The organism is Roseovarius sp. M141 (assembly GCF_024355225.1).
GTDB lineage: Bacteria > Pseudomonadota > Alphaproteobacteria > Rhodobacterales > Rhodobacteraceae > Roseovarius.
The window spans coordinates 16,703-42,250 of record NZ_VCNH01000002.1 but is presented as its reverse complement, the minus strand read 5'-3'; the positions used below and the strand labels follow the sequence as shown (position 1 = coordinate 42,250).

Below are 25,548 nucleotides of genomic sequence, written 5' to 3'. Positions count from 1 at the left end.
GATATGGAACATATTCGCGCCGCCATCGACAAAGCCCGCAAGGAACGCGAAGCCGCACAAAAGCCCGGCTCCGATGCCCCGGTGCTGACCGAGCAGATGCCAGAGGACGCCGACAGCGCGGCGCTGGCGCAGACCTGGGAGGCCCTGCCGACATTCAAGGTCGCATTAGAGCGCCTGAAGCGAGCCCGGATTCTGACGTATCAGGCAGGTCATGATGCCACCTATTACGACGCGATGCGTACCAAGCTGCTGTATGAGATGCGCAGCAATAACTGGCGCCGGGTCGCCATCACATCCCCGGGCGCCAAATGCGGCAAGACAACGATCTGCCTGAACCTCGCCTTCAGCCTCGCCCGGCAAGCCGATATTCGGGTCATGGTGATCGAGCTTGACCTGCGGCGGCCGTCAATAGCGCAGGTCCTGCATCTGCGCGATGACTTGAACTTCTCGCTGGTTCTGGCCGGGCGCGCACCTGCGGGGGAACATATCCAGCGCCACGGCAGCAACCTTGCCATTGCGGCCAGTCAGGACGGCATCGAAAGCCCGGCCGAGCTGTTGCAGGGTGTCACCGCCGCCCAGATGATTGACGATGTGGAGGCCCGCTATAAGCCGGATGTGATGATTTTCGACATGCCGCCCATGCTGCTGGTCGATGACACGATGGCCTTTATCGATCAGGTCGACGCAGCCCTGCTGATCGGTGCCGCAGAATCGTCAACCATGGAAGAAATCAGCCGCTGCAAACAGAGTCTGGAGAGCCGGACCAACCTGATCGGTGTCGTGCTGAACAAATGTCGGTATCTCGACGCTGCCGACAGCTATGACTATTACTGACCCCCGCTTCTTTTGCCGCGCGCCGCGCGCAGGATCGACAGGCCGCTGATCAGGATCAGGGCGGGGCCGGTCATCTCGAAGATCCAGTTCAATCGGACAGACGAGATGCGCATATCGATCAGCCGGTCCATGTGATGAAACCCCGCAGCGCGGATTGCAACAAACCCCAGCACAAAGATCAGCCCCACCAGCGCCAGCCCGTTACGGCGCAGGGTTTTGTGCAGCAGGATCCAGATGACGGAAAAAAAGATCACCATCACGACAACAATCCAGATGATGAATCCGATCTGCACGGCGCGCCGCTCTTCGTACCAGCCCTGAATTTGCGCTAGGCAACGCGCGACAGCTGTCAGCAGGGATTGCAGATCAAGCTGCTTGTTCACCGCCAGCAGCAACAGGATCCCTGCCAGCAGGCACCAGAACAGCCGTTCGCGGGACTGCGTGCGTTCGGGGAAACCGCCGCGCCCGGCGACGCATAGGGCCAGCCCCGCCGTCACCAGGTAAAGCACCACGATCAGCCAGCCCATGGGGCCCGGATCACCAATGCCGATCTGCCAGTCTTGCCGGGTACATGCCCAAATTTCCGTCACATCAATGCCCCCGCAGTCAAAATCACCCCCCTGCCCCCGGCCCACCTGCGACGGCCGGGAAATCATGCACCGGCGGCACGCGCAGTGCTGTAAACTTCGGGGCGCCGAACGGTCGCATTGCAGAAGAATACCTGCTAATGGTAATTGCTTTCTTTGTGCAGCGCTATTGTTTGTGCTTGATATGCTACGGCATGACCTTTTTATGGATCAATATCATCGGCCCCTTGCGTAGCATATCACAGACCCGCCATGCCCCGGTCCTTGCGACTTGGGGGATGTTCTGGCTGATCGTGATGATAGTTGCGTCCATGGCGTTCTTTCGCGAAGGCATCGGCGAGCTGTTCCGGGCTTGGCAACTGCCCGAATACAGCCACGGACCCCTGATCCCGATCCTGTCGGCCCTGCTCTTCCTGCGTCAGCTGAAGTCCGAGCCGGTGCGCCATGGACCGGCGCCGGACCGCGGGCCGGGCGTCGCGCTGCTGATGCTGGCGCTGCTGATGGCGTTGGCCGGCAAGCTGATCCAGATCGGCGATATCGTCACCTATGCCATGATTCTTTGGGTCGGGGCGCTGCTGCTGATCAGTTTTGGCTGGCGGCAGGGGCGGCATTTCTGGCCGCCGGTGCTGCATCTGGTTTACATGCTGCCCCTGCCCGGTGCGCTTTATTATGGCCTGTCGACCTATCTGCAGGGGGTCTCGTCAGAACTGGGTGTGTATTTCCTGCAGCTTTTGCATGTGCCTGTGTTTCTGGAAGGCAACATTATCGACCTCGGCGTGCATAAGCTGCACGTCGCCGAAGCGTGCTCAGGCTTGCGCTACCTGTTCCCGATCCTCAGCTTTTCCTACATTTTCGCGATCCTTTATCAGGGGCCGACATGGCACAAGGCCGTGCTGCTGATCTCGGCCGCGCCGATCACGATCTTCATGAACGCGGTCCGGATCGCGCTGGCAGGGGTCATCGTCGACCGCTACGGGGCCGCGTCTGTCGAAGGGTTCTCCCACTTCTTTGAGGGCTGGGTGATCTTCGTGGCGTGCATCGCGCTCCTGTTCGCGTTGGCCTGGGGCATGCTGTTTTTGCGCCCCGACCGGCCGCGCCTGCGCGATGCGCTGGATCTGGACACCGAAGGGCTGGGCGCGCAGGCGATGCGTCTGCAATATCTGCAACCTTCAAAGGCCCTTGTCGGCAGCACCCTGTTGGTCGTTCTGATGGCGGTGACATGGCAGGCCCTGCCCAAGCGGGGCGTCATCCCGGTCGACCGCGACCCTTTTTCGCTGTTTCCGGCGCAGATTGATGCCTGGCAGGCCGGGGCGCAGAGCCCTCTGGACCCTTCGGTCGCGCAGATTCTGGCTGCCGATGATTACTATTCCGCTACCCTGACCCGGCCGGACCTGCCCGCCCCGGTCGATCTGTTCATCGCATGGTACGGCGATCAAAACAGGGGCGGCGTCCATTCCCCCGAAGTCTGCCTGCCGGGCGGGGGTTGGGAAATCGCGGATCTGCAACAAATCGACGCACCGGCCGGTGCGGGCACGCCGTTTTCGCTCAACCGCGCGATCATTCAACAGGGCACCCAGCGGGTGCTGGTCTATTACTGGTTCGAACAGCAGGGTCAGCGCACCGCGTCCGGGCTGAGCGCCAAGATGCAGCTGATGCTGGGCAAAATCACCAATGGCCGGGGCGACAGCGCCATCGTCCGACTGAGCACCACGATCGACGGTGCCGCGGGCATTGCCGCCGCCGAAGCCCGCCTGATGGACACCACCCGCGCCCTGTCAGGCAAGTTGCAAAGATTCATTCCAGGCGTGTAAAATCTCTCTGAAGATAACTTTTAAAAACCCAGCCCGGTGGTATTGTCGCCCGTGATGCTGCGGCAGCACAGAATCAAAGTGGAATTTAAGTATGAGTGACCCCGTCTACACAATCGACCCCGACAGCCTGCTGATCCCCGCGTCCAGCGCCCGCAAGGCCGCAGAGCCGTTTGCAGCCGACTATCAGTCACAGCAGCCCTATCCACACGGATGTTTTGACAATTTTCTGCCGCCCGAGATCCTTGAGCGTGTCCGCGAAGAATTGCAGCAGCTGCCCGAAGCGGAAACCAGTTTCGACCGCGCACAGGAAAAGCTGAAGACCAGCTACATCCCCGAACGTCTGCCGCAATATACCCGCAATCTTTTCTACGCGCTGAATTCGCGACCCTTCATCGCCTTTCTGGAAGAGTTGACCGGCATCGACGGGCTTATTCCCGACCCCTATTTCAGTGGCGCGGGCATCCATGTGGTGGCCAACGGCGGGCATCTGGATATCCACGCCGACTTCAACCACCACGGCAAGATGAACGTCGAACGCCGCCTGAACGTGCTGATCTATCTCAACAAGGACTGGCAGGAGGACTGGGGCGGCTCCTTTGAAATCTGGGACAAGAACATGGAGGGCAAAGTCAAAAGCTTCGTCCCGCTGTTCAATCGCATGGTCTGCTTCAACACGACGTCGGATTCATGGCACGGCAACCCCGGAACAGTCGCCAACCCCAACGGCGATCCGCGCATGTCGATCGCGCTGTATTACTACACCGCCTCATGGGACGAGACGCGCAAGTCACATTCCACGCTGTTCAAGCCCCGCCCGGGATCTGCGGATGAGCGCGACAAGATGGAGGCGCGCCATGCCACGATGCGCAATATCCTGCCGCCCTTTGTCTACCGGCGGGTGGCGCACCGGCTGCGCCGGCTGGGAATCTAATCTGGAGGCACGTCTCATCCAGCGCGGTTCGCGCGTTCTATATACAAATGACAACGGATCCATAGGGCATCCGATTTCTGCCGTTTGGCTGGGCGGCAGAAAACCCGTGCCCGCGCGCCGGGCCATGCGCGTGTTGGGCGCCGTGGGAATCGGTTGCAAACGCGCAGCGCCGACAGAGTTCAAAGCCTTCCGCGCGCCATAAATCACGCGTGATGACAAAAGCATCTTATTGACGAAGGTTCTGTGTTTCGGAGCGCGTCCACGTCACATTCCCGCCGACTGAGCCCGTCGCTATCGGCAAGATGCTGCCCGATTTTTGCGCGGGCCAGACAACTGATTGATCCTGTCAAAGCCGTCTCATACCCGTGGATACATAAAGTGGACAAAGCTTGCGGGAAGGCGCTGCTACATGCCGCTTCGGGTCGTTGATTCGGGCGGAAATCACATGCATCACGCTTTCGGATCTGGTGATCAACTGCGACCGGGAGTCCTTGACGAAAAACTATGCGCACTGGCCTGTGCGGGAGCGGATTCCGATCACGATTAACCCTTTATTATCCACAGCGACCTAACCATCCACTGACGAGTAGCCGTAACAATATCGACACAGGGCGACTATCTGGCCGCCTTGGGGTTGATGACATATTCCGACGCATCGAAGCACTGCGCCGATCGTCCCCCTAATGAGGAAAACTAATGCCTAGAGTGTATGATCCCCGGTTTGACGTTCCGATCTCCGGAGACGGATTTTATGTCGAATATTTTGGCCTGCCCGGCGAGATCAGTACACTTGCGGACGTCAATTTCGATGCGGCCCCCGACGCTGTCGGCACGGCAGAGTCACTGAACTACGTCGGGACGAGAGATGCGTTCTGGGACGGTGGTCCGCAAAACTGGTTTGCCGCGCGCTACACCAGCGAGCTGACGGTCGAAACGGGCGGCAGCTATACCTTCTATCTCAATTCCGACGATGGATCCGCGCTTTATATTGATGGCGAACGAATCATCAGCAACGATGGCCTGCACGGCGCCACCGAGCGTCAGGTGACGGTTGATCTGGAGGCCGGAACGCACGACATCGATCTGCGGTATTTCGAAGCCTACGGCGTGCAGACGTTGCAATTGCAATGGTCGGGCCCCGAGACAGGCAACAGGGCCGTTTTGCTTGGCGGCGACAATCTGAACTATGTGAACACGAGTGACGGTACCGTTGTTCCTGAGCCACCCGTTGAAGCCGATCCCACCGAACCCACCGACCCGACCGAGCCCCCCGTGGTAGAAACTTCCCCGGAAGACACTGGCGGGGATCACGGCGGCATGGCCGGTCTGCGCGCAGAGTTCTTCACGCTGACGACGTCCCCTCGTCGGCTGAGCGATATTAACTTTGACGCAACGCCGAGCCAGACGCAGATGATCGGCGCCGTTGACTTTGCGACGGAGAACAATCCGTTCTGGGACGGCGGCCCGGCGGATCGCTTTGCGGCGCGCATCACCGGGGATCTGAACGTCGAAACCGCTGGCAGCTATACGATTTATCTGACGTCCGACGACGGATCGGCGCTTTATATCGATGGCGAACAGGTTATCGGGCACGATGGCCTGCATGCCAGATCCACCCTTCCGGTCACGCTTGAGCTGGCCGCCGGCGCCCATGAAATCGAGGTCCGCTACTTTGAAAACAGCGGCCATCAGACCCTTCAGCTGGAATGGCAGGGTCCGGACAGCAATGGCGCGCGCGAGATCATCAATGGTGACAGTCTGAGCCACAACATGGACGGCCACACCGATCACGGTGAAACACCCGATGACGGCACCGACGATGAAACAGGCAGCGAAACACCTGGCGACGGTTCCGGTGATCACACCGATCACGGCGAAACGCCTGATGACGGCACCGATGGTGAAACAGACGGCGAAACGCCTGACGACGGTTCGGGCGACCACACCGATCACGGTGAAACACCCGATGACGGCACCGATGGTGAAACAGACGGTGAAACGCCTGACGACGGCTCGGATGACCACACCGACCACGGTGGATCAGGTCCGATCGAACAACCCGTCACACCAGCCGAGATCGAAGAGTTTGTTGCACAAGTTCGGGCCCAGACGGATAGCCACTCCCACGGAGTGAACGAGGGTATGGCGACAGAGCACATGCAGTTGCTCGATCTGGTGCCCCGCGCCGAGGCCACGCATATCGCCATCGCCGATGGTGACTGGTTCGATCCGGGCACCTGGTATCAGGGCCGTATCCCGGACGCCGGCGCCCAAGCCCTGATCCCCGAAGGTATTTCGGTCACCTATGACGGTGAAAGCGACGCATCGCTGTTCACCGTCCGCGTGGACGGCGAACTGGCCTTCGCAACCGACACCGATACTAGGATGGTTGTCGACACGTTTGTGGTTTCCGCCTCCGGACGCCTGGAAATCGGCACCGCCGACAACCCCATCGATGCAAACGTCAACGTCGACATCGTGATCGCGAACAACGGCGATATCGACGTCAACTGGGACCCATCGCTGGTGTCGCGCGGCGTCATCTCGCATGGTGAGGTTGAAATTCACGGCTCCCAGAAGGACTCGTTCCTGAAAGTCTCTGACGCGCCGATGGCTGGCGATACCGCGCTGCGCCTTGCAGAAGTGCCTGACGGTTGGCAGGTCGGCGATACGCTGGTCGTGACAGGCACGCACAAGACCGGGGTCGGTGTCGAAAGCCAAGACGAGGAAGTGACGATCACGGCCATCAACGGCAATCAGATCACCTTTCACCGCGCGCTGGAATACGATCACGACACGCCGCGTGAAGACCTGTTTGCCTATATCGCCAATACCAGCCGCAACATCACGTTCCGCAGCGAAGATGGCGAAGATACGGCGGTTCACCATCGCGGTCACGTGATGTTCATGCATAACGACGATGTGGACGTGCGCTATGCCGCCTTCGACGACCTGGGGCGGACAGACAAATCCGTCCCGGCCAACGATGTTGGATCGCTTTCGAATGTCGAAGCGGACAGCAACATCAAGAGCCGTTACCCTTTCCATTTCCACAAGACAGGTACAGAGGACCAGGACAGCCCGGCCATGGCAGTCGGCAACGCGGTCAATGGCGCGCCGGGCTGGGGCTTCGTCCACCATTCCAGCAATGCCAACTTTACCGACAACGTGTCGTTTGAAGCTTACGGTGCAGGCTTCGCTGCCGAAAGTGGCGACGAGACAGGCGTCTGGGCCGGCAATATGGCGATCAAGTCCGAAGGCATCGGATACGGTGATTGGGTGGCAAAGCAAGAGAGCGATGTCGCACGGCAGGACACCGGGCGCACGGGAGATGGCTTTTTCTTCGCGGGGCGTCTTGTTGAGGCCGCAGAAAACGTTGCGGTTAACACGACGAACGGCTTTGTCTGGATGCATCGCAACCCCGGGGCCAATCCGCTATCTGCGAATCTGGACCACCCCGAAATCGCGCATGGCTTTGACAAGCTTTCAGTTAATCTGGGGCCGATCCAGGGCTTCCGGGACAACGAAGCCTATGGAACGCATACAGGTGTGATGGTTATCAAGGATAACGCGGCACAGCAGCAGCACGACATGCGGTCCGTCTTTGATGGTTTCCTGAACTGGGAAACGCAAGAAGGCGTAAATATCAGCTACACTGCGCATTATACCCTGCTCGACTTCGACCTTCTGGCAACCCGTGAATCCACAGGTGGGCCAGAATCATCGGGCGTGACTCTTGGTGCGATGGCATTTGACATGGTGTTCAACGGCCTCAAGATGGATGGCTTCGATACCGGCATGGAGCTCAATCAGGAATTCTTCAGGCCGATCGCGGATTCCGACTTCGGCATCATCATGATCGATCTTGAAACATCCGGTCTTGGCCGAGAGTTCGCGGGGTTCAACCCCAACAGGCATCAGATCCTGACCTCGGATGATCTGACAGAGGGACAACTCAGCTTTCAGCCTGCCGGCAGCACCAGCCTGTCTAGGGACGAAGCGTTCGACATGGGCGGGATCATGTCAGATTCCATCGGAACGCGGGAGCGGGAATACGACGGTGACCCCTTATCGCTGAAGTTCTACGAACAAATTGCCAAGATCCTGACGACCGATGGTTACTACAAGACTGAAGATGGTCGTAATGTCGTCATCGTCGAGGATTTCATTACGGATCGGGCGACCGGCGATGTTCTGAAGTTCGCGCATGTGATCACCATCGAAATGACCGACGCGCAAATCGCCAATGACTGGATATTCAACAACATGTTTGATGGTGCAAAGTTCAACGGCCCGATCTCGCTGGGGGGTGCCGCGCCCGAGGCAAACGACGACACGTTCAGAATCCAGGTCGATCAGGGCCTCCTGATGGATCTTACCGCCAACGATTCCGATGCAGATGGCGATATTCTTCGCGTGGACGGGTTCATGGACCCCGAGCATGGCGACGTGTACGTGCAGGAAGATGGACAGCTTCTGTATCAACCCAATGTCGGGTTCACCGGCATCGACACGTTTGAATATTGGGCCACCGACGATTCGGGTCAGTACTCGAGCGCAACGGTGACGATCGACGTCTGGTAAAACGGATCAAACCCGGGGCACCCTTTGTGGGTGCCCCGGTCATCAATCAGCAACCCTGCTTGGGTATCTTGCTGTACTTTCCATCTTTCCCATCCTAGACAGGATGTAATTCTGCCTGCTGATCTGGATATTTGCCGGCGCACTTACAAATGTCGGGATGGCCATGTTCAGAACGTACAGTAAGGTACTATCTCTTTTCACCCCGAAAGAGCGCCGGGGATTTTATGTTCTGATGTTTCTGATGGTCCTTGTGGCCTTTGCCGAGATTATTGGCATTTCATCGGTTCTGGTCTTTCTGAACATCCTTGCTGATCCTGCCCAGATCACCGAAGCGACACCGTTCAAACAGATCTACGCATATTTCGAATTCCCCAGCACATATTCCTTCATGATTTTTCTTTCGATCGCGGTTTTCGCGGTCGTGTTCGGCAGTCTCGCCGTCAAAGCGGCGAATACCTATGTCATGATCCGGTTTGCAAACATGCGCGGCTATACGCTGTCGTGTCGACTGCTTCAGACCTACCTGCGTCAGCCCTACAGCTGGTTCTTGCAGAAAAACAGCGCTGAAATCGCAAGAAACGTCTTGAACGAGATAGATTACCTTGTGGTTGCGGTAATCGTTCCGTTGTTGCGGATCATCGCCGGAACGGTTTCGTCCGCCGCGATCATCGTTTTCCTGATCATGGTTGATCCTTTCGTGTCCGTGCTGTCGGCCGGGCTTCTGGGCGGGGCCTATGCGATGCTTTATATTGCGCTGCGCAAGATCGTGCACCGGGCCGGACGCGACATGCTGCACGCCAACAATCAGAAATATCTTCTTGTCTCTGAGGCAACAGGCGGGTTCAAACAGGTCAAGCTGATGGGCCTTGAAAACAACTACACGCAGCAGTTCGACAAGCCTGCACACACAAAGGCCAAATTCCATGCTCTGGCTCAGATGCTGGGTGAGCTGCCGAAATTCGCACTGGAAGCCTTGACCTTCGGCATCATGCTGACGCTGATCTTGGTGCTTTTGCTACGCAACGATGGCAATGTTGTCGCGATTGTTCCCACGTTGGGAGTGTTCGCATTCTCGGTCATGCGCATTTTGCCGGCAATCCAGCTGGTCTATCACAGCCTTCTGTCAGTGCGCGGCGGTGACGAACTGCTCAATCACATCTTGCGGGAATGCTCTGCCGAGTTTCCGGTTGATCCCGACACGGCGCTCAGCGCGCCCGCCGCCGAAACCCTGCCCCTCACCGACACGCTGACCCTTGAGGATGTTGCCTTTGGCTACGACCAGAACCCCCGCAAGGCGCTTCATGGGCTGAGCATGCAGATCAAGGCGCGCACCACGATCGGTATCGTCGGCGGCACCGGGGCCGGAAAAACGACGCTAATCGACATCATGCTTGGCTTGCTTCCGATCCAGAGCGGTACGCTCAGTGTCGACGGGATCCCCATCACGGCCCAGAATGTCCGGGCCTGGCAAAATACGATCGGCTATGTCCCGCAGGACATCTATCTGATGGATGCCGACATCGCCCGCAACATCGCCTTTGGTACATCCACCGACGAGATCGACATGGAGGCGGTCGAGCGCGCCGCGCGCATCGCCGCATTGCACGATTTTGTCATGACAGAGCTGCCGGAGGGTTATGCAACCGTGGTCGGCGAACGCGGCGTCCGTCTATCCGGCGGGCAACGCCAGCGGATCGGCATCGCACGCGCGCTTTACACCAACCCCAGCCTGCTGATCATGGACGAGGCAACCTCGGCTCTGGACAACATCACCGAACGGGTCGTGATGCAGGCGGTGCATAATATCCGGTCCCACAAGACAGTCATTCTGATCGCGCATCGCCTGACCACGGTCAAGGAATGCGACCAGATTTTCCTGATGGAGCATGGCAAGATCGTTTCGGTAGGCACATATGACGAGCTGATCGCAGGCAATGCGACGTTCCGTGAAATGGCAACGGGCACCTGACCCGCTGGGCATTGTGCTCGCATCGGCGCCACCACGTCAGGTGCGGGTTTTGCGAATGACGTCCTGACAAAAGGTGACCAGATCCGCCGCGACCGGCTTGACTCCAAAACGGTCCTCAACGTCCCGGCGCGCGGCCTGTCCCAGCGCCGCCGCCAGCGCGGGATCGTTCAGCAGGCGCCGACAGGCCTGCGCCATAGCGGCGGGATCTTCGGGCGGGATCAGCAGCCCGGTCTCGCCGTCGCGGATGATCTCGCAGGGGCCGCCCGCCGCGGTGCTGATCGCAGCCGCCCCTGAGGCAAGCGCCTCAAGCAAAACATAGGAAAAGGTTTCATAGCGCGATGCCACCACGCTCACAAAATGCTGCTGGCGGAGTGCGCCGATCTCCTCCTTGGTTTGCGCCCCGAGATAGGTGATCCGCGCCTGCGTCGCCGTATCCAGCCGCGCCAAAGCCTCGGGGAACATCACACTGCGGCCATCGGCCTGCATCACGCCGCCGTCCGGGCCGACAAAGGTCAGATAGGCGTCCTGCCCTTGCCGGATCAGCATTTCAAAGGATTGCAACAAGACATCCGCGCCCTTGCGGTGATCATGGCGGCCGACAAACAGGATGCTTTTGCGTTGTCGGTCGCTGAGCGTTTCATAGGCAACCGCAGGCTTGAGGCCGATCGAGTTGGGGATGATCGTGCGCAGGGCTGTAAGGCCCGGCACCTGCGCATCGACCCTGTCCAGGATGTCGCGCGACGGGCTGGTGATACCTGCGCAGCGCCGCAACGCCGCAGCCTCGCGCCGTTCCCGGCGCCGATCATCGGCGGTGACAGGGCCGATCTGTAGGCCGGTCTGGATGAACCAGGGCCCGTGCAGCGTCATGATAACCGGAATCGGCAGCAAGCCCTGCACCACCCCCGCCCATCCCTGCGTTTCCTCCATCACCAGCACTTCAATCCCGTGGCTCCTGATCGCGGCCTGCGCCGCAGCAGCGATCCGTTCGGCAAAAACCGTATGCCACGGTTCCCCCCAGCCGAGCTTGCTCATGACGCGTTCAGTGAACTGCATGGCCCGCCCGTCTGGCAGGGCCACGCATCGTGGATCATCTTGACCGCTTGGATACAGCGGGATGATCGCAACCCCATGCCGCAGCGCCTCCAGCCCCTCGACCATAAAGGCGACGGCGGTGGAAATGCCATTCGGGATGCGATCTCCGGGCCATGACGGCGTCACCAGGCCAATCTTCATGCGGATTCCGAGCAGTGGATCATATTGGCCGACGCTTCCATATTCTGTGCGAGATGGCCAGATACAGGGCGACAAGGGACCCGCCTCTGGGCGACCCTGCCCGCCTTGCAAAATCAAAGTGTTGACCACCTGCAACAGGTTGTCCAGTGCCATCAGGCCCATGCCGCGACAGGCGGCCGTTATGGCGTGGCAGGCGGCACTGCCAGCGTAAATGTGTTGTGCAGAAGATACGGTTGCCCTCTCAGGGTGCCTGCGAAGACATGTATTTCCTGTATCCATTGAAGATTGCGCTTTACACTTTATAAGGTTGTTTTTGACGCTCTGGACCCTTCAGAGCCATAAGGATCGGATCAATGGCACTTTTACGGCCCCTGTTTTTCGCGCTTTTCGTTTTGCCATTTCTGGCCATCACTGCATCTGCACAAGGCGATTACCGTGTGCGCAGTGGCGACATGCTGCAGCTTGAGGTGCTCGAGGATGCCGGCCTGAACCGCGATGTTCTGGTGCAGCCCGACGGCCGTATCAGCGTGCCCTACGCCGGTACGATACAGGCGCGCGGGCGCACGCTGGAACAGATTCAGGCCAGTATCCGTGCCGGTCTGGCCCCCAGCTTTGCCGAACCTCCCACCGTTTTTGTCGCTGTGCGGTCGATTTACGTGCCCGAACCAACCGAACCGCGCCCGGATGCCACCATCGACGTCTATGTGATTGGCGAGGTCGAAACACCCGGCAAGCGCGAGATCGCACCCGGCACGACGCTGTTGCAGTTTCTGGCTGAAATGGGCGGATTTACTCAGTTCGCCGCAACCAAGCGCATTCAGCTGCGCACGGCGCGCAGCGGGCGGGAACAGACCTATCTTCTGAACTACAAGGATATCGAGCTTGGCGCCGGAGTTCGCTTTGGCACCACCACGATCATGGCCGACGGTGACGTGATCATCGTGCCGCAGCGACGACTGTTCGAATAGCGGGGAGTGTATCGTGGGCAAGAAAGCGGCTCTGCGTCGCAGCATCCTCGGAGCGCTATGCCTGCCCATCCCGTCTGTCATGGCACAGGATGCCGGGGGCATTCAGGTCGTCGTCGGTGTCGAACAAGGGATCGAATTGGGCAGCAATATCGGGTTGGAAATACCCGATGAGGGTAACAGCATTTCCGCCCCGACCCGGCTGACGTTCGGACTTTCCAGCGAAACCCGGGTTCAGCAGCTGAACTTCGAGGCCGGCGGCACCTATCGGTTCGAAAATCTGGACGGTGAGAATGATTCAGAGCTGGACGCCACCAACATGGCGCTGGGGTATACCCGCAACGGCGCCAACGCCTCACTGAGCGTTTTTGCCGACTACACCGTCGAGCAGATCGACACCCTGCGCACATTCGATGACTTTGTTGACGGCGGCGAAGTCGAGCTGCCCTCAGACTTTACCGACCTGTCAGGCGATGGGCTGCGCACAAGCTACAGCGCCGAGGCAACGCTGATCCTGGGCAACGAAGATGCGCCGCTGGGGTTCCAGTTCGATCTTGGCACCAGCGGCACCACCTATGACGACGCCACCGACGCTGATCTGACCAATGAAGAGCGCGCCTTTGTCGCGGCAGCGGCGCGGGCGCAATTGTCGCCCGTGCTGACCGGCACTCTGGGCGCGGGCTACACCTATGTCGACGAAGACGATGCGACCGAGACCAAACGCGACATCCAGAATGTCGATGTCGGCGTAAGTTATCTGATATCGCCGCGCACGACGATTGACGCCGGCCTTGGCTATGTCTGGAACCGCACCGAAGAAACGACAGGCGTCACCAATTTCGATGGTCCCACAGGGTTGCTGGGCGTCAATTACGATCTGCCAAACGGGAGTGTGGGCGCGATTCTGGATTCAAGACGCGCTGAAGACGGCACCAGAATCCAGAGTGTTCGGGTGCTGCGCGATATGGAACTGCCCGCCGGGCCACTGTCGGCCAGCATCGGCCTCGCCCGCGGCGGAAGCGAGGATCCCGCGGTGGTTGGCTCGCTCAACTGGGTAAAGCTCCTGCCGTCCGGCAGCTTCACCGCCCGCCTTGACCGCAGCATGATCGTCGACTCTGACGATGACCTGCGCGTAACCACCCTTGGGGGGCTTGATTACCGCTATGATATCAACGAGATATCCAGCCTGATCTTTGATCTCAGCTATGCCGTGTCCGAAGCAAGCGATGCCGCAGATCGGGTGGACGAGGGCAGTTTTACCGCGACCTACAGCCGGGCCCTGACGGCGGAGTGGGATTTCAACGCTGCCGTTGGCTACAGGATGCGTGACGAATCCGGCACCGGGCAGGCGAACTCGTTCCTGATTTCGGCCACGATCGGGCGCAGCTTCAGCACCTGGCGCTGACGCTCCCGCGCCCTATTCGCGGAAGGCGCGCCGAAAGAACGCCTGCAGAGGATCGATCAGATAGGCAAAGGCAGTCTGATCCCCAGTCTTGATAAAGGCCTCGACCGGCATGCCGGGCAGCAGGATGTCATCCCCCTTGGCCGACAGTATGCCCTCTTTGGGGCCGATTTCGATGGCATAATACGGCACGCCCGTTGCCTCGTCGATGATCGCATCCGCCGAGATCTTGGTCACCAGCCCTTCAACCGGTGTTTTTTGCCGCTGATCAAAGGCGGGGAACAGCAGCGACGCCTCCTGCCCGACTGAAATCTCGTCAATATCGATGGCATTGACCCGTGCCGTCACGATTAAGGGTTCGGACTGCGGCACGATGAACATGATGTCCTGCGCCGGCTGCACCACAGACTGGCGGGCCCTGACCTGCGATTCATAGACGATTCCGCCGATCGGCGCGCGCACCTCAAGCCGGGACAGGGTGTCGCGCAGGCTCAGTTGGCGCTCGATCAGTTCGATAGTGGTGTATTGCAGATCGCGCTGGTTGGTGACGGCTTCTTCCTGGCGGTTGGTGCGCAGTTGCAACAGCGAGATGCCGTTGCTGGCGGCCTGACCCCGCAATTCGGCAGTTTCGGCCTCAAGGCGCCCCAACTGACCCTTCAGATCTGCCTGTTCACGCTGCAATTCCAGAACCTGACGGACCTGGATCAGCTTCTGATCCAGCAGGGTCTGCTGGGCGGTGAGCTGCTGATCGACAATATCGATCTGGATCTCGACCGCCTCCATCTGTGAGGCGATGCCGGTGATGCGGTTTTCGATCTGCGCATTCTGTTCGCGCAGCAGACCAACCTGCTGCTCGATCGCGTCGCGGCGGGCCTGAAACAACGCGGTTTCGCCGTCGATCTGCTTGCGGACCTCGGCGTCGGAGGCGGCCGCCGCCAGAAGGCCGGGATCAAAGGTAATCGTATCGGCGTCATCGCGTTCAGCCACAAGCCGCGCCTGACGCGCTGAAATCTCGCGCAGCTGACCTTCGACCACCGACAGCTCCGAGCGCAGCCGGGTGCCATCCAGAACGATCAGCACATCCCCCGGCTCGACGATATCGCCATCGCGGACCAGGATCTGGCTGACCACGCCGCCTTCGGGGTGCTGCACCACCTGACGCCGCGATTCGACCTGCACCGTCCCCGAGGACACGACCGCGCTGGCCAGCTTGGTCTGCACGCTCCAGACGCCCAGACCGCCGATCAGCAAAAGCAAGGCCAGGATGCCGGCCGACAATGGCAGGCGCGCAGGCCATGTGACAGGCGCGGCCCCCGGCTGCATTTCAGAGCTCGCCATGGTCAGCCCACCTCTCTTTTCTGCTCTCTTTTCTGGATCTCCTGATTCACCGGCCCGAAATTCTTGAGCATCTTTTTCATCACCTCGTCGCGCGGCCCAAAGGCGGCCATGATGCCGTTTTCGATGACCATCAACAGGTCGCATTCCGCTATCGCCATTGGCCGGTGGGTCATGATGATGACGGATTTGTTGTCTGCCTTGATCTGCCGGACAGCGTGGTTGAGCGCGTCGGACCCATCGGCATCCAGCGCCGAATTCGGCTCGTCCAGGATCAGCAGGACCGGATCACCGTAAAGCGCGCGCGCCAGGGCGACGCGCTGGCGCTGTCCGCCCGACAGCTGGTTGTCGGTCCCGGCCAGCACCGTGTCATAGCCGTTTGGCAGCCCCGTGATGATATCATGGGCCCGGGCCTTGCGCGCGGCGGCGATCACGGCCTCGTCGTCAGGCTTTAGCGCCATGCGAGCGATGTTTTCCGTCACGGTGCCGGCGAACAGGGTCACCGATTGCGGCAGATATCCGATATGCTGCCCCAGCCGGTCAGGGTCGTATTGCTCAAGCGTCGCACCGCCCAGGCGCACCTCGCCCGCGGCGGGGGGCCAATAGCCCAGCAATGCCCGCGCCAGCGTCGACTTGCCCGATCCGCTGGACCCGATCACCCCGAGCGCCTGCCCCGGTTGCAGCTTGAAACTGATGTTGCGCAGCGTCGGGGCCGACCCGCCCGGCGGCACCACGGTCAGCCCCTTGACGTCAAGCCGTGCGGGGGGTGTCGGCAATGCCGTGCGTTGCTTTTCCGGAATGGCGGTCGCCAGATACTGTCCCAGAGATTTCCAGCCTGCCCGGCCACGCTGCAGGACGGGCCACTGCCCCATGGCCTGCTCGATCGGGGCCAGCGCCCGCCCCAGCAGGATCGACCCCGCGATCATGGCCCCTGCGGTCACTTCCCCTTGCAGAACGAAATAGGCGCCCGCCCCCAGCATCGCCGATTGCAGGAACAGCCGGAACGCCTTGGTCAGGGACGCAAAGCTTCCGGTCCAGTCATTGGCGGCGATGCTTTTGCTCAGGGCGTCCGTGCGGCGCTGCACCCAGCGGGTGGTCATCACGCCTTGCAGGCCCTGGGTCAGCAAGACCTCGTTGCCGGCCCGGGCGGCATCGGCGAACCTGTGCGAGTCCTGATTGGCCATCTGCGCCAGACGCACCTTGTGGGCTGTCATCAGATGGTTCATCGCCGTCAAAAGCACGATGACGATACCGCCCGCAACCGCCAGCCAGCCCAGCATCGGATGGAACAAAAAGATCGCAAAGATGAACAGCGGCGTCCACGGCATGTCCATGATCGCCAGCAGGACAGGCGAGGCAAACAGCGTCTGTACCCCATCCAGATCGCGCAGGGCGGCGTCGGATTTTGCCTCGTCCTGCGGGCTGGTGCGCCGGTGCAGCGTCGCCGTAAAGACGCGCTTGTCCAGAAAGGACTGGAACCGGGCGCCAACCCGCGCCAGCAATCGGCCACGCGCATAATCCAGCAAGGCCATCAACGCAAAAAGCCCGGTGACCAGCACCGAAAGCCCGACCAATGTTTCCACCGACCGCGACGCCAGAACCCGGTCATAGACCTGAAGCATGTAAAGCGGACCGGTCAGCATCAGCAGGTTTACGAACACGCTGAAGACAAAGGTCCAGAACAGCAGCACCTGCCCCTTGCGCCGCGCCGCGTGCAACTCATCCGGGCCAATGCGAACGACAGATGCCATGATGGTTCTCTTCCTGTGTGTTGCTTGTGATCGGCAGGCTACCATTATTGATCAGAAGGAAACAGTTCGGAACTGATCCCTACCGGATGCCGCCCTGCCAGCCAAGTGAATCGCCCCGGCTTCACCGGAGACGGTTTTGTTGCACAAATCACATGAAAGATTCACGTCATGAATCCAGCGTGATAGCTGGGAGGTATGAGCAGTTGGGCCCGGCGAAATACAGGACCACGAACTGGTCGTCCTACAATGACATCTGTGGGTGGCTCCTGCATTGCAAGCGTTTTGTGGTGGTATCAGCGTTCATTTTCGTCAGTACTGTCGTGTGTCCGGCCTCACATGATGATTTCTCCGTCAATAGGTTGTTTTCGATTTTGGTGCCCGAGGCGAACTCTCTTTCGGCAGACGCCTGTCTGCAAACCTCACATCCGGCGGGAACTTGGTCCCAACCACTGTCTCGCTTTCGGGACTGGAGAGCTCCAAAGGAACGGCACCACTCTGTGAAGACGGCATTTATAGTGCCACGCCGGACAACGGCGACGTTCCCTCGGTCACCAGGCGGCTATGCCCTCGCAGAGCAGCCTGATCTCGTTGACCTTTATGCGGCGGGTTTCATAGTCACCCCCTGCGGAACTACCCCGTCAGTGACGAACCGCCAAAGAGCAATCAGCAGCTTTCGGGCAAGCGCAACGATCATCACTTTCCGCATGCGCCGACCGGTCTGGCCTGTTCTCTCTCGGAACCAAGTAACCTGCGCGGCACCGGGCTGGTAGCGTAGCCAGAGCCATGCCAACTCAACCATCGTCGTTCTAAGTCGCCTGTTTCCGGCTTTCCCGATCCCTTGTTCACGCTCCACTCCTCCGCTGTTGTAGGGCGTCGCTGTAAGACCGGCATACGATCCTAACGCCTTGCCATTGGCAAAGTGGCGCACGAAGGCCTCGCGAACCAACACGGTTGCGCTCTGCACCCCGATGCCACGAAGCGTGCAAAGTTGTTGGATCATTCTGCAAGCCTCGTCGTCGGCTGGTTCCGCGACTACGGCATCACGCTCGCGTTCCAACTGAGCGATCTGGGAGAGTACAAGCTCGAGCCTGCTCAACAGCCGTTCGATCTTTGCGAGCGCGTTTGGCGGCAGCGACTCGCCCAGCCCGGTGCGCAGATCCGCCAATCGACGCCGCCGACTCTGAAGGAGCGGGTTGTAGCCCTCAATACCCAGTGTCGCCAGGACGGCGCCGATACGGTTGGTCAGACCAACGCGCTCGGAGATAAGCTCTGTCCTTTCGCGAATGCTTCGCCGTGCATCTTCGTCCGCTTCATCCGGGATTGGCACCATAGAGCAGACCCGCGGCTCTCCTCGAAGCCATGCCATCAGGGTGCGGAGCAGCAACTCTGCGTCAGTGTCCGTCGTCATATGAAATGGGACATCAGAGCGGCTTGAACATTGGAGGCTCTGGTTCGGTTGTGTGATTGATTATGCTGCTTGTTTTTGATGTTGCAAGCGGCGCTGTCGGATCGTCAGGTTCTTGATCTTCTCCCTTTCTCTCAGAATGGCCTTGTCCCTACCAAAATAGACGTCAGCGGGTGTGACGTTGTTCAGGCTCTCGTGGTAGCGCTGGTTATTGTAGTAGTCGATGAAGGCCCCGATCTGTCGCTCGAGATCACCGGGCAGGTAGTAATTCTCCAGCAGAACACGGTTCTTCATTGTCTGGTGCCAGCGTTCTATTTTGCCCTGGGTTTGCGGGTGGAATGGCGCCCCACGGATATGCGTCATTTTTTGACCTTCCAGCCATTTGGCCAAGTCGCCAGAGATGTAACAGGAACCGTTGTCGCTGAGCAGACGAGGTTTGTGCCGGACCACGGCCTGGTCGCAGCCTGATGCTGCCAGGGCCAACTCGATCGTGTTGGTGACATCCTCAGCACGCATGTTTGTGCAGAGTTTCCAGGCAATGATGTAGCGGCTGTAATCGTCGAGGATGGTGCTGAGATAATACCAGCCCCACCCGATGATCTTGAAGTAGGTGAAGTCGGTCTGCCACATCTGGTGGATGGCGGTGGTCTTGTCCGTGAACTCATCGGCGGCCTTGATCAGCACATAGTCTGGTGCTGTGATCAGATCAGCGGCTTTCAAGATACGATAAGCCGATGATTCAGAGACAAAATACCGCTTCTCATCGGTATATTTGACGGCCAGCTCGCGTGTGGTCAGCGCCTCATGTTCCAGCGCAAACTCGATCAGATCATCCCGCCGATCCTGCGGAATACGGTTCCAGACCGACTTTGGCCGAGGCGCGCGATCCGTGAGGGCATCAAAGCCACCTTCGACGTAGCGGTCATACCATCGGTAAAATGTGGTGCGCGGGATACCCAGCGTATCAAGGGTCATTTTTGTGGGCAGGTGTGACCCCTCAACCGTGCGGATGATCTCCAGTTTCTCGGACGCAGGGTATCTCATTCCTCGAACTCCCCAGCCCCTGTCATGCTTTTTTTGAGCAGACGGTTTTCCAAGATGAGGTCAGCCACGCATTCTTTCAGAGCCATGGCCTCGGATCGCAGATCCTTCACCTCATGCGATGTCGCCTGACGCGCTGTGTCGCCGGAAAGCCGACGCTTTCCAGCCTCAAGGAATTCCTTCGACCAAGCGTAATACAGGCTGTCAGAGATACCCTCGCGGCGACATAACGCCGAGATGCTTTCCTCCCCGCGTAATCCGGCCAATACAATTCGGATTTTCTCCTCCGCCGAGTAGGTCTGGCGAGTCTTGCGGCGGATGTTTTTGACCAGCTTGTCAGCTGCGTCTTTCGATGTTCCGGGTTTCTTGTTCATCTTCGCTCCTTAAAGGCTACGATGAACCAGAAACCCTCCGTTGTTCAAATCATCAAATCTGTCCCACGCGTGCTGACGTCAGACACGCGCCGGTCTGGATTGCCCTCAGGAGCTTCTGGCGCACATCTCGCCCCTCGGATGGGCACATATCCTCCTCACAGGCGAGTACAGGTGGAAAAAGCAACCCGTTGCCGCCTTGTGATACGATCCTGCCCCCTACCGGAATCTACCCCATATCTGGGCCGAGCGCTCTGGCGACGATTGAGCGGATACCACCGCCGGAGCCGCGTCGAAACTAACCCTCTTGATGGTGTGGACGCCCCCTCACGGCATCGTTGTGCCAAGGTAGCGGTGTCGAAACGTGCTATGAGGAGGAAGCGCCCATGGAAAAGGTTAGCATTGTAGGATTGGATATTGCCAAGAATTCGTTTCACGCACATGGATGCGCCAAAGACGGATCGAAGGTTTTTAGTAAGGCGCTGCCGCGCGGTCGTGTGTTGGAGTTTTTTGAACAGGTTGAGCCCTGCATCATCGCTTTGGAAGCTTGCGCCGGGGCGCATCACTGGAGCCGGGAGCTTTCCAGACTTGGTCACGATGTCAGGCTGATCGCCCCGCAATACGTCAAACCCTATGTGAGCGGCAAAAGAACGATGCGAATGATGCCGAAGCTATCGCTGAAGCAGCGTCCCGGCCGACCATGCGTTTTGTGGCGGCCAAGACCACCGAGCAACAAGGACAGTCGATGGTACTCAAAACCCGCGACCTGTTGACCGGGCAACGCACTCAGACAATCAACGCATTGCGCGGGCATTTGGCTGAGCATGGAATTGTCGCGCCGAAAGGCCCACAGCATCTGCCTCGGTTGGAAAGGGCTGTGGCTGAGAATGCAGACCACTTGCCACCTGAAGTCATCGGCCTTTGCCAGATATTCTTCGATCTCATCGCCGGGCTAGGCGACCGCATTGATGCTCTGACACGACAGCTCCGCCAGGTTGCCCGGCACAATGATGTTGCACGCAGATTGATGACCATGCCGGGGATCGGCCCGGTGACGGCGGTATCGATTGCCGTGCTGGCTGCACCGCCAGAGATGTTCAGCAAGGGGCGCGACTTCGCAGCCTGGATCGGGCTGGCACCACGCCAGCATTCTACGGGCGGTAAAACAAGGCTGGGCAAGATATCAAAAATGGGTCAGCGCGACCTACGGCGTTTGCTGATCATCGGTGCCATGTCCGCGATCCAAGCCGCGCAAAAGCGCGGCGGCGCTGCGGAGGGGTCGTGGCTGGCCCGTATGTTGGCTCGCAAACCGAAAATGCTGGTTGCAGTTGCGCTGGCAAACAAGATGGCGCGGATGGCATGGGTGATCATGGCTCATGGCGGCGTCTACGAGACCCCTGCCAACGCCTGAGCGCGAAGGCAGGCTGGGGTGCGGTGGTTCTAAACGGAGGTCATGGCAAAGCGTCGACGAGATCAGGAATGGGAAAACCAGTAATGTCCCGAGTAGCTTGCACTACGGCCTCTCGTTTTGGACCTGTTCCTCGAACTCACCATGAGGGCCCGCGACGTTGAAGGTCGCAACCAGAGGCCGGATACACGAAGGAACTCGACCGCAGTGCTGTTGCCAAAGTCAAAGAAGCCGCTTGCAACCCCGGGGGCGTCCATACATGGGACATTGCTGCGCAATACCCTGCCGGGCAGCGCATGGCGCGGAACTTCGACCGTCAGGTCGTGGAAATCCAGCTCCGCACCGCTCTTGGCATACCCGTCACTGACGGTCGTAGGATAAGTCCGTCCGGGGAAAGGGCAAGCCTGCCCAGCAACCGATTTGTGCAACAATGCCGCTGGGGGTGTGAAGATGGTGCAAATTGGTTTCTTCGATATTTCAGATCGTTAGGCGAGCTTGGACGCTAAGAGGGACCCGTTGGTTGAGATCGATGCCGTCGTGCCCTAGGAGGACGTTGTTGCGAAACAGGACGGATGTAGCAGAGTCAGGGCAGTCCAGCTTTTGGATCGCTGCTGACCACATCCCAGACGGTTTCCTGCATCAGTTGTGCTATTTCTGGAGAAGGGCTTGTTGCCGGACTGCCATCGGCACGCAAAAGCGCATATGGTAGCCCCACGGGTGATTTCTGATACAGCACCGCATAGTGAGTCAGCGCCACCAGATATGCACCAAGATCGTTGACATGAACTTCGTCGCTGAACAGGGCGCTGCGGTCCGCAATTTCCGCAACACCATCTTGCGCCTCAACCGCCCTAACGAAATGCGCCATCACCTGTCCTGCCGGAATTACATAGATCGGCCGCGATTCATCTAATTCTGCCAACGCCGGGCGCAAAATCTTCTGATCCCAGTAGCGTGACAAATCCTTGTCGAGCCGTTCGAGCCAGCCCTCTGGGGTTTTAAGCGAATGCCAACTTTCGTAGAGATAGATCCTCAGATCAGGGTTCGCCGCCCATCCGGCATCTGCCCATTTCTGCAGGTAGGTAGCTGAATCGAAATACTTGATTGCGTCGCGTATCTCGACCATTTCCGTCAACACCAACGCATCATACGCACCTGAATCGACGGCCTCATGCGCATCCCTATAGCGGGGGTGATCATTCTCCTGCTCAAAACCGGCTATCGGCGTGTCAGGATCCCAATGCGCCTTCAGCGTCGCACCCCATCCCAATTGGCTGTCATAGTGATGCCCCGGCCCGGCCAGTTGAGCCAGCATCGCCGGCATATCGCGGCCCACCAGACTGTGGCCGATATGAAAAACCGCCTGTGGTCCTGCCGCAACGATATTGGGCGAAGCATAAAGGGCATCGACCTCTGCCTGCGTCAGGGACGGTGCCGAGAAATACCCTGTCAGACCAAACAGCCCGGCCAGAAAAATCGCCGCGTATTTGCCGCTCATTTTCATTAGTCAGTAAAAATCCTTATCCCAGATGCCAAGCTCGCACAGACTTCATCCATATAAAGGCCCCGGCACCCAGCTCAACATTCACGCGATTGCAATGCAGGCGTCAAGAGTATGTGGCCCATCAACTCATCCATGCCATCAACAAAGCCCGCCGAAATGGCCGCGTGATCTACCGATCAACAGAGCCTGAAAAGCCGTAAGCAACAAGTTGATGGTGTGGACGGTTCCACCCACCGGCATCGCAATGTGCCAAAGTGCTGGTGTTTGAACCAGCTCTGAAAGGAACCGCCCAGATGGAAATTACAACGATAGGAATCGACATTGCAAAGTCAGTTTTTCAATTTCACGGCGTCGATGCGGCAGGACAGACCGTTCTACAGAAGAAGCTTCGCCGGAATGCAGTCCTGGATACCTTGGCTAAATTGCCCTCTTGCCTGATCGGCATGGAGGCTTGTGCGACGTCGCACCATTGGGCCCGTGAGATCACGGCACTGGGCCACGAGGTGCGGCTCATTCCCCCGGCTTATGTGAAACCCTACGTGAAGTTATGCTCACCTCAGCATAATTTGACTTATCATCAGGTGGTCATAATGCGAAGGAACGTGCGCAGACCTGCTGTTTGCTGGCGTTTTCGTCCCACATTCCTCCGCATTATTTCAGAGCGTATCGAGCCAGGCGAGCAGACTTGCATCCCTTTTCCATGATGGCGGATGAACTGCCATTGACGGAAGACTGACCTGTTCCAGTGCCTTTCGCTTCGTTTCCAGGTTCGCCTTGGCGTAATGGTTGGTGGTGTCGAGGCTCACGTGGCCAAGCCAGCTGCGAATGACCGTGACGTCGACACCGGCCGAGACAAGATGCACGGCGGTGGCGTGGCGGAAGCTGTGCGGCGTCACATGTTTGGCATGCAGCGATGGCTCGGTTTTGGCCGCCGCTCTCACATAGCCCGCAAGCTTGAACCGGACGCCTGAGGCGCTGAGCGGCTCGCCATAGCGGTTCACGAACAGCCGCTGGTCCGGTGCCCGCGGTTTTCGCTGCAACAGCTTTTTCAACAGCAGCACGGTTTCCGGCCAGAGTGGGCAGATGCGTTCCTTGCGGCCCTTGCCGGTCAGGCGCGCGCAACTTGGACTATCGAACCGGATCATATGGGGGCACAGATCGAGCGCTTCCTGTATTCGTGCCCCGCTGTTGTAAAGGAACGAGAGCAGCGTGTGATCGCGCATGCCCTCAACGGTCGAGCGGTCTGGCTGGGCAAGGATCGCCGCCACTTCCGCCGGTTCCAGATAACAGGGTTCCGATACCGGTGCCCTCTTGACCGGGATGTTGAGGATTTCCACGCATTGAGTGATTTATGCGGGATCTCTGGTCGCCACAAAGTTGAAGAAGCTGCGGATAGCGGCAAGCCGGCAGTTGCGCGTGCCAATCGTGCCGCCGCGTTCGTGTTCAGTATGGCTCAGGAACGCGGTGACTTCGCTGGCGGTCAGATCGGCCAGCGTGATCATCGCAACCGTCTTTTTCGCGCGCTGTGCGACGAACCGCAGGAACAGCCGCCAGGTGTCGCGATAGGATCGGACCGTATGGACGGACGCGTTACGCTGCTCAACAAGCCATTCGCAGAAGAACGCGCGCATCAGGTTCGGGAACGGGTTGGCCTTGCTCATGACCTCACCTCCCGCCCGAGATTGAGGCATGGTGCGCCCACGGTCCTGAACCGCTCGTTGGCGAGATGCAGCAAGTCCTGCGTAACTGGCTGAACTGGGAATCATTGCGCCACAGAGGCCTCAGAATGTTCTCGGGTTAATCCAGCAACTCGAAGAGGACAGCAATGACGGCATCACAGAGGTCGCCCAATCTGCTTTGCTGAGCCTAGGTGTTTGATCCCACGGTTTGATGGTGCGATCCTTTCTCAGGCTTGGAAGGAAGTATTATGGGACAAGTTCGTCACGGGAGTGCCACGACAACGCACGCCGTCAGAGCTGCAATACAGCGATCGCAAGCTTCGCTCGCGCAGCTAAGCAAGGAGTTGGGTATCAACCCCAAGACCGTTGCAAAGTGGCGTAAGCGTGCGACGGCCGAGGATTTGAAGACCGGGCCAAAGGAGCCGCGCTCAACCGTTCTCACTGAAGCTGAAGAGGCAATGATCGTTGCATTCCGGCGGCACACGCTGCTGCCGCTGGATGATTGCCTCTATGCTCTGCAGCCATCGCTTCCGCATCTGACCCGGTCGGCAACCTTCGGATGTCGCACTAACCCATCTTCGATGTCCGCCCGAGCCGCTCCTCGAATGCTGTTTCGGCGTGAGCCGGACCCAAATCGCGAAATCTCGGCCCTTGGAGAAGGTTTCCATAGGCGGCGCGAAGATGGTGATCGCCGCAGCGGTGACCAGACCAATACCCGGAATTGTGGTCAAACTGTGT

At 59.1% G+C, this 25,548-nt stretch carries 16 protein-coding genes and 5 pseudogenes; 11 read left to right on the top strand and 10 right to left on the bottom strand.

The features are described from left to right. The first annotated feature begins 3 nt into the window (after window positions 1-3). On the top strand, window positions 4-834 hold the full coding sequence (locus tag FGD77_RS01460) for a CpsD/CapB family tyrosine-protein kinase (RefSeq protein ID WP_255005747.1): 831 nt from the start codon (window positions 4-6) through the stop codon (window positions 832-834). Here the strand turns inward: FGD77_RS01460 and FGD77_RS01455 are convergent. Beyond that, complete coding sequence (locus tag FGD77_RS01455; protein WP_255005746.1) at window positions 828-1,424, bottom strand: isopropylmalate isomerase; 597 nt, start codon at window positions 1,422-1,424, stop codon at window positions 828-830. The genes FGD77_RS01460 and FGD77_RS01455 overlap by 7 nt on opposite strands. 191 nt (window positions 1,425-1,615) lie before the next feature. Between FGD77_RS01455 and xrtD the strand changes: the two genes are divergently transcribed. The 4 genes from xrtD (at window position 1,616) to FGD77_RS01435 (ending at window position 10,716) form a co-directional block, all read left to right on the top strand. After that, window positions 1,616-3,232 (top strand): VPLPA-CTERM-specific exosortase XrtD, encoded by a 1,617-nt coding sequence (xrtD, locus tag FGD77_RS01450; RefSeq protein WP_255005744.1) that lies wholly within the window; start codon window positions 1,616-1,618, stop codon window positions 3,230-3,232. A gap of 91 nt (window positions 3,233-3,323) precedes the next feature. Beyond that, the gene (locus tag FGD77_RS01445) at window positions 3,324-4,163 is read left to right on the top strand and encodes a 2OG-Fe(II) oxygenase (RefSeq protein ID WP_255005742.1); all 840 of its coding nucleotides are present in this window, start codon (window positions 3,324-3,326) and stop codon (window positions 4,161-4,163) included. A gap of 696 nt (window positions 4,164-4,859) precedes the next feature. After that, window positions 4,860-8,747, top strand: a complete 3,888-nt coding sequence (locus FGD77_RS01440; protein WP_255005740.1) for a PA14 domain-containing protein — start codon at window positions 4,860-4,862, stop codon at window positions 8,745-8,747. A gap of 232 nt (window positions 8,748-8,979) precedes the next feature. After that, window positions 8,980-10,716 (top strand): ABC transporter ATP-binding protein, encoded by a 1,737-nt coding sequence (locus FGD77_RS01435; RefSeq protein WP_255005738.1) that lies wholly within the window; start codon window positions 8,980-8,982, stop codon window positions 10,714-10,716. A gap of 36 nt (window positions 10,717-10,752) precedes the next feature. Here the strand turns inward: FGD77_RS01435 and FGD77_RS01430 are convergent, their stop codons facing one another. Then, window positions 10,753-11,949: a glycosyltransferase family 4 protein gene (locus FGD77_RS01430; RefSeq protein ID WP_255005736.1), complete on the bottom strand. Its 1,197-nt coding sequence runs from the start codon at window positions 11,947-11,949 to the stop codon at window positions 10,753-10,755. 353 nt (window positions 11,950-12,302) lie between these two features. Here FGD77_RS01430 and FGD77_RS01425 point away from each other — a divergent pair, with 353 nt between their 5' ends. Further along, window positions 12,303-12,917 (top strand): polysaccharide biosynthesis/export family protein, encoded by a 615-nt coding sequence (locus FGD77_RS01425; RefSeq protein WP_255005734.1) that lies wholly within the window; start codon window positions 12,303-12,305, stop codon window positions 12,915-12,917. A 13-nt stretch (window positions 12,918-12,930) separates the two neighbouring features. Beyond that, window positions 12,931-14,319, top strand: coding sequence for a hypothetical protein (locus FGD77_RS01420; protein ID WP_255005733.1), 1,389 nt, complete (start codon window positions 12,931-12,933; stop codon window positions 14,317-14,319). 12 nt (window positions 14,320-14,331) lie between these two features. Here the strand turns inward: FGD77_RS01420 and FGD77_RS01415 are convergent, their stop codons facing one another. The 4 genes and pseudogenes from FGD77_RS01415 to FGD77_RS01400 all read right to left on the bottom strand — a co-directional run bounded on the left by FGD77_RS01415 (window position 14,332) and on the right by FGD77_RS01400 (window position 20,222). Further along, window positions 14,332-15,654, bottom strand: a complete 1,323-nt coding sequence (locus FGD77_RS01415) for an HlyD family type I secretion periplasmic adaptor subunit (protein ID WP_255005732.1) — start codon at window positions 15,652-15,654, stop codon at window positions 14,332-14,334. 2 nt (window positions 15,655-15,656) lie between these two features. Then, complete coding sequence (locus tag FGD77_RS01410; RefSeq protein ID WP_255005731.1) at window positions 15,657-17,402, bottom strand: type I secretion system permease/ATPase; 1,746 nt, start codon at window positions 17,400-17,402, stop codon at window positions 15,657-15,659. Window positions 17,403-17,997: 595 nt separating this feature from the next. After that, a pseudogene (locus tag FGD77_RS01405) lies at window positions 17,998-18,795 on the bottom strand (IS110 family transposase); the annotation flags it as partial. 75 nt (window positions 18,796-18,870) lie between these two features. Next, window positions 18,871-20,222 (bottom strand): IS3 family transposase gene (locus FGD77_RS01400; protein WP_255005730.1). Its coding sequence is split into 2 segments (ribosomal slippage): window positions 18,871-19,886 and window positions 19,886-20,222, totalling 1,353 coding nucleotides; the frame shifts between segments, so codons are not numbered across the junction. 94 nt (window positions 20,223-20,316) lie between these two features. Here FGD77_RS01400 and FGD77_RS22225 point away from each other — a divergent pair. Continuing rightward, window positions 20,317-20,424 carry a hypothetical protein gene (locus FGD77_RS22225; protein WP_369682673.1) on the top strand — a complete coding sequence of 36 codons (108 nt, stop codon included), beginning with the start codon at window positions 20,317-20,319 and terminating at the stop codon, window positions 20,422-20,424. Window positions 20,425-20,605: 181 nt separating this feature from the next. After that, window positions 20,606-21,630: pseudogene (locus tag FGD77_RS01395) on the top strand (IS110 family transposase). 580 nt (window positions 21,631-22,210) lie between these two features. Here FGD77_RS01395 and FGD77_RS01390 read toward each other — a convergent pair. Beyond that, window positions 22,211-23,125 carry a hypothetical protein gene (locus FGD77_RS01390; RefSeq protein WP_255005729.1) on the bottom strand — a complete coding sequence of 305 codons (915 nt, stop codon included), beginning with the start codon at window positions 23,123-23,125 and terminating at the stop codon, window positions 22,211-22,213. Window positions 23,126-23,424: 299 nt separating this feature from the next. Here FGD77_RS01390 and FGD77_RS01385 point away from each other — a divergent pair. Continuing rightward, window positions 23,425-23,676 (top strand): annotated as a pseudogene (locus FGD77_RS01385) (IS110 family transposase); the annotation flags it as partial. Between the two features lie 111 nt (window positions 23,677-23,787). Here the strand turns inward: FGD77_RS01385 and FGD77_RS01380 are convergent. Together FGD77_RS01380 and FGD77_RS01375 are read right to left on the bottom strand one after the other, a co-directional pair. Continuing rightward, complete coding sequence (locus FGD77_RS01380) at window positions 23,788-24,468, bottom strand: tyrosine-type recombinase/integrase (RefSeq protein WP_255005728.1); 681 nt, start codon at window positions 24,466-24,468, stop codon at window positions 23,788-23,790. Between the two features lie 12 nt (window positions 24,469-24,480). After that, window positions 24,481-24,792 carry a site-specific integrase gene (locus FGD77_RS01375; protein WP_255005725.1) on the bottom strand — a complete coding sequence of 104 codons (312 nt, stop codon included), beginning with the start codon at window positions 24,790-24,792 and terminating at the stop codon, window positions 24,481-24,483. Between the two features lie 266 nt (window positions 24,793-25,058). Here FGD77_RS01375 and FGD77_RS01370 point away from each other — a divergent pair. Beyond that, window positions 25,059-25,361 (top strand): annotated as a pseudogene (locus FGD77_RS01370) (IS481 family transposase); the annotation flags it as partial. A gap of 19 nt (window positions 25,362-25,380) precedes the next feature. On the opposite strand, the pseudogene FGD77_RS01365 reads toward FGD77_RS01370, so the two are convergent. After that, a pseudogene (locus FGD77_RS01365) lies at window positions 25,381-25,541 on the bottom strand (transposase); the annotation flags it as partial. Between the last annotated feature and the right edge of the window lie 7 nt (window positions 25,542-25,548).

Excerpts from the sequence above, each read along its gene's own strand:
- xrtD (WP_255005744.1), top strand. The coding sequence starts at position 1,616 with ATGACCTTTTTATGGATCAATATCATCGGCCCCTTGCGTAGCATATCA.
- FGD77_RS01410 (WP_255005731.1), bottom strand. The coding sequence starts at position 17,402 with ATGGCATCTGTCGTTCGCATTGGCCCGGATGAGTTGCACGCGGCGCGG.
- FGD77_RS01445 (WP_255005742.1), top strand. The coding sequence starts at position 3,324 with ATGAGTGACCCCGTCTACACAATCGACCCCGACAGCCTGCTGATCCCC.
- FGD77_RS01435 (WP_255005738.1), top strand. The coding sequence starts at position 8,980 with ATGTTTCTGATGGTCCTTGTGGCCTTTGCCGAGATTATTGGCATTTCA.
- FGD77_RS01430 (WP_255005736.1), bottom strand. The coding sequence starts at position 11,949 with ATGAAGATTGGCCTGGTGACGCCGTCATGGCCCGGAGATCGCATCCCG.
- FGD77_RS01375 (WP_255005725.1), bottom strand. The coding sequence starts at position 24,792 with ATGAGCAAGGCCAACCCGTTCCCGAACCTGATGCGCGCGTTCTTCTGC.
- FGD77_RS01415 (WP_255005732.1), bottom strand. The coding sequence starts at position 15,654 with ATGGCGAGCTCTGAAATGCAGCCGGGGGCCGCGCCTGTCACATGGCCT.
- FGD77_RS01460 (WP_255005747.1), top strand. The coding sequence starts at position 4 with ATGGAACATATTCGCGCCGCCATCGACAAAGCCCGCAAGGAACGCGAA.
- FGD77_RS01440 (WP_255005740.1), top strand. The coding sequence starts at position 4,860 with ATGCCTAGAGTGTATGATCCCCGGTTTGACGTTCCGATCTCCGGAGAC.
- FGD77_RS01390 (WP_255005729.1), bottom strand. The coding sequence starts at position 23,125 with ATGAGCGGCAAATACGCGGCGATTTTTCTGGCCGGGCTGTTTGGTCTG.
- FGD77_RS01425 (WP_255005734.1), top strand. The coding sequence starts at position 12,303 with ATGGCACTTTTACGGCCCCTGTTTTTCGCGCTTTTCGTTTTGCCATTT.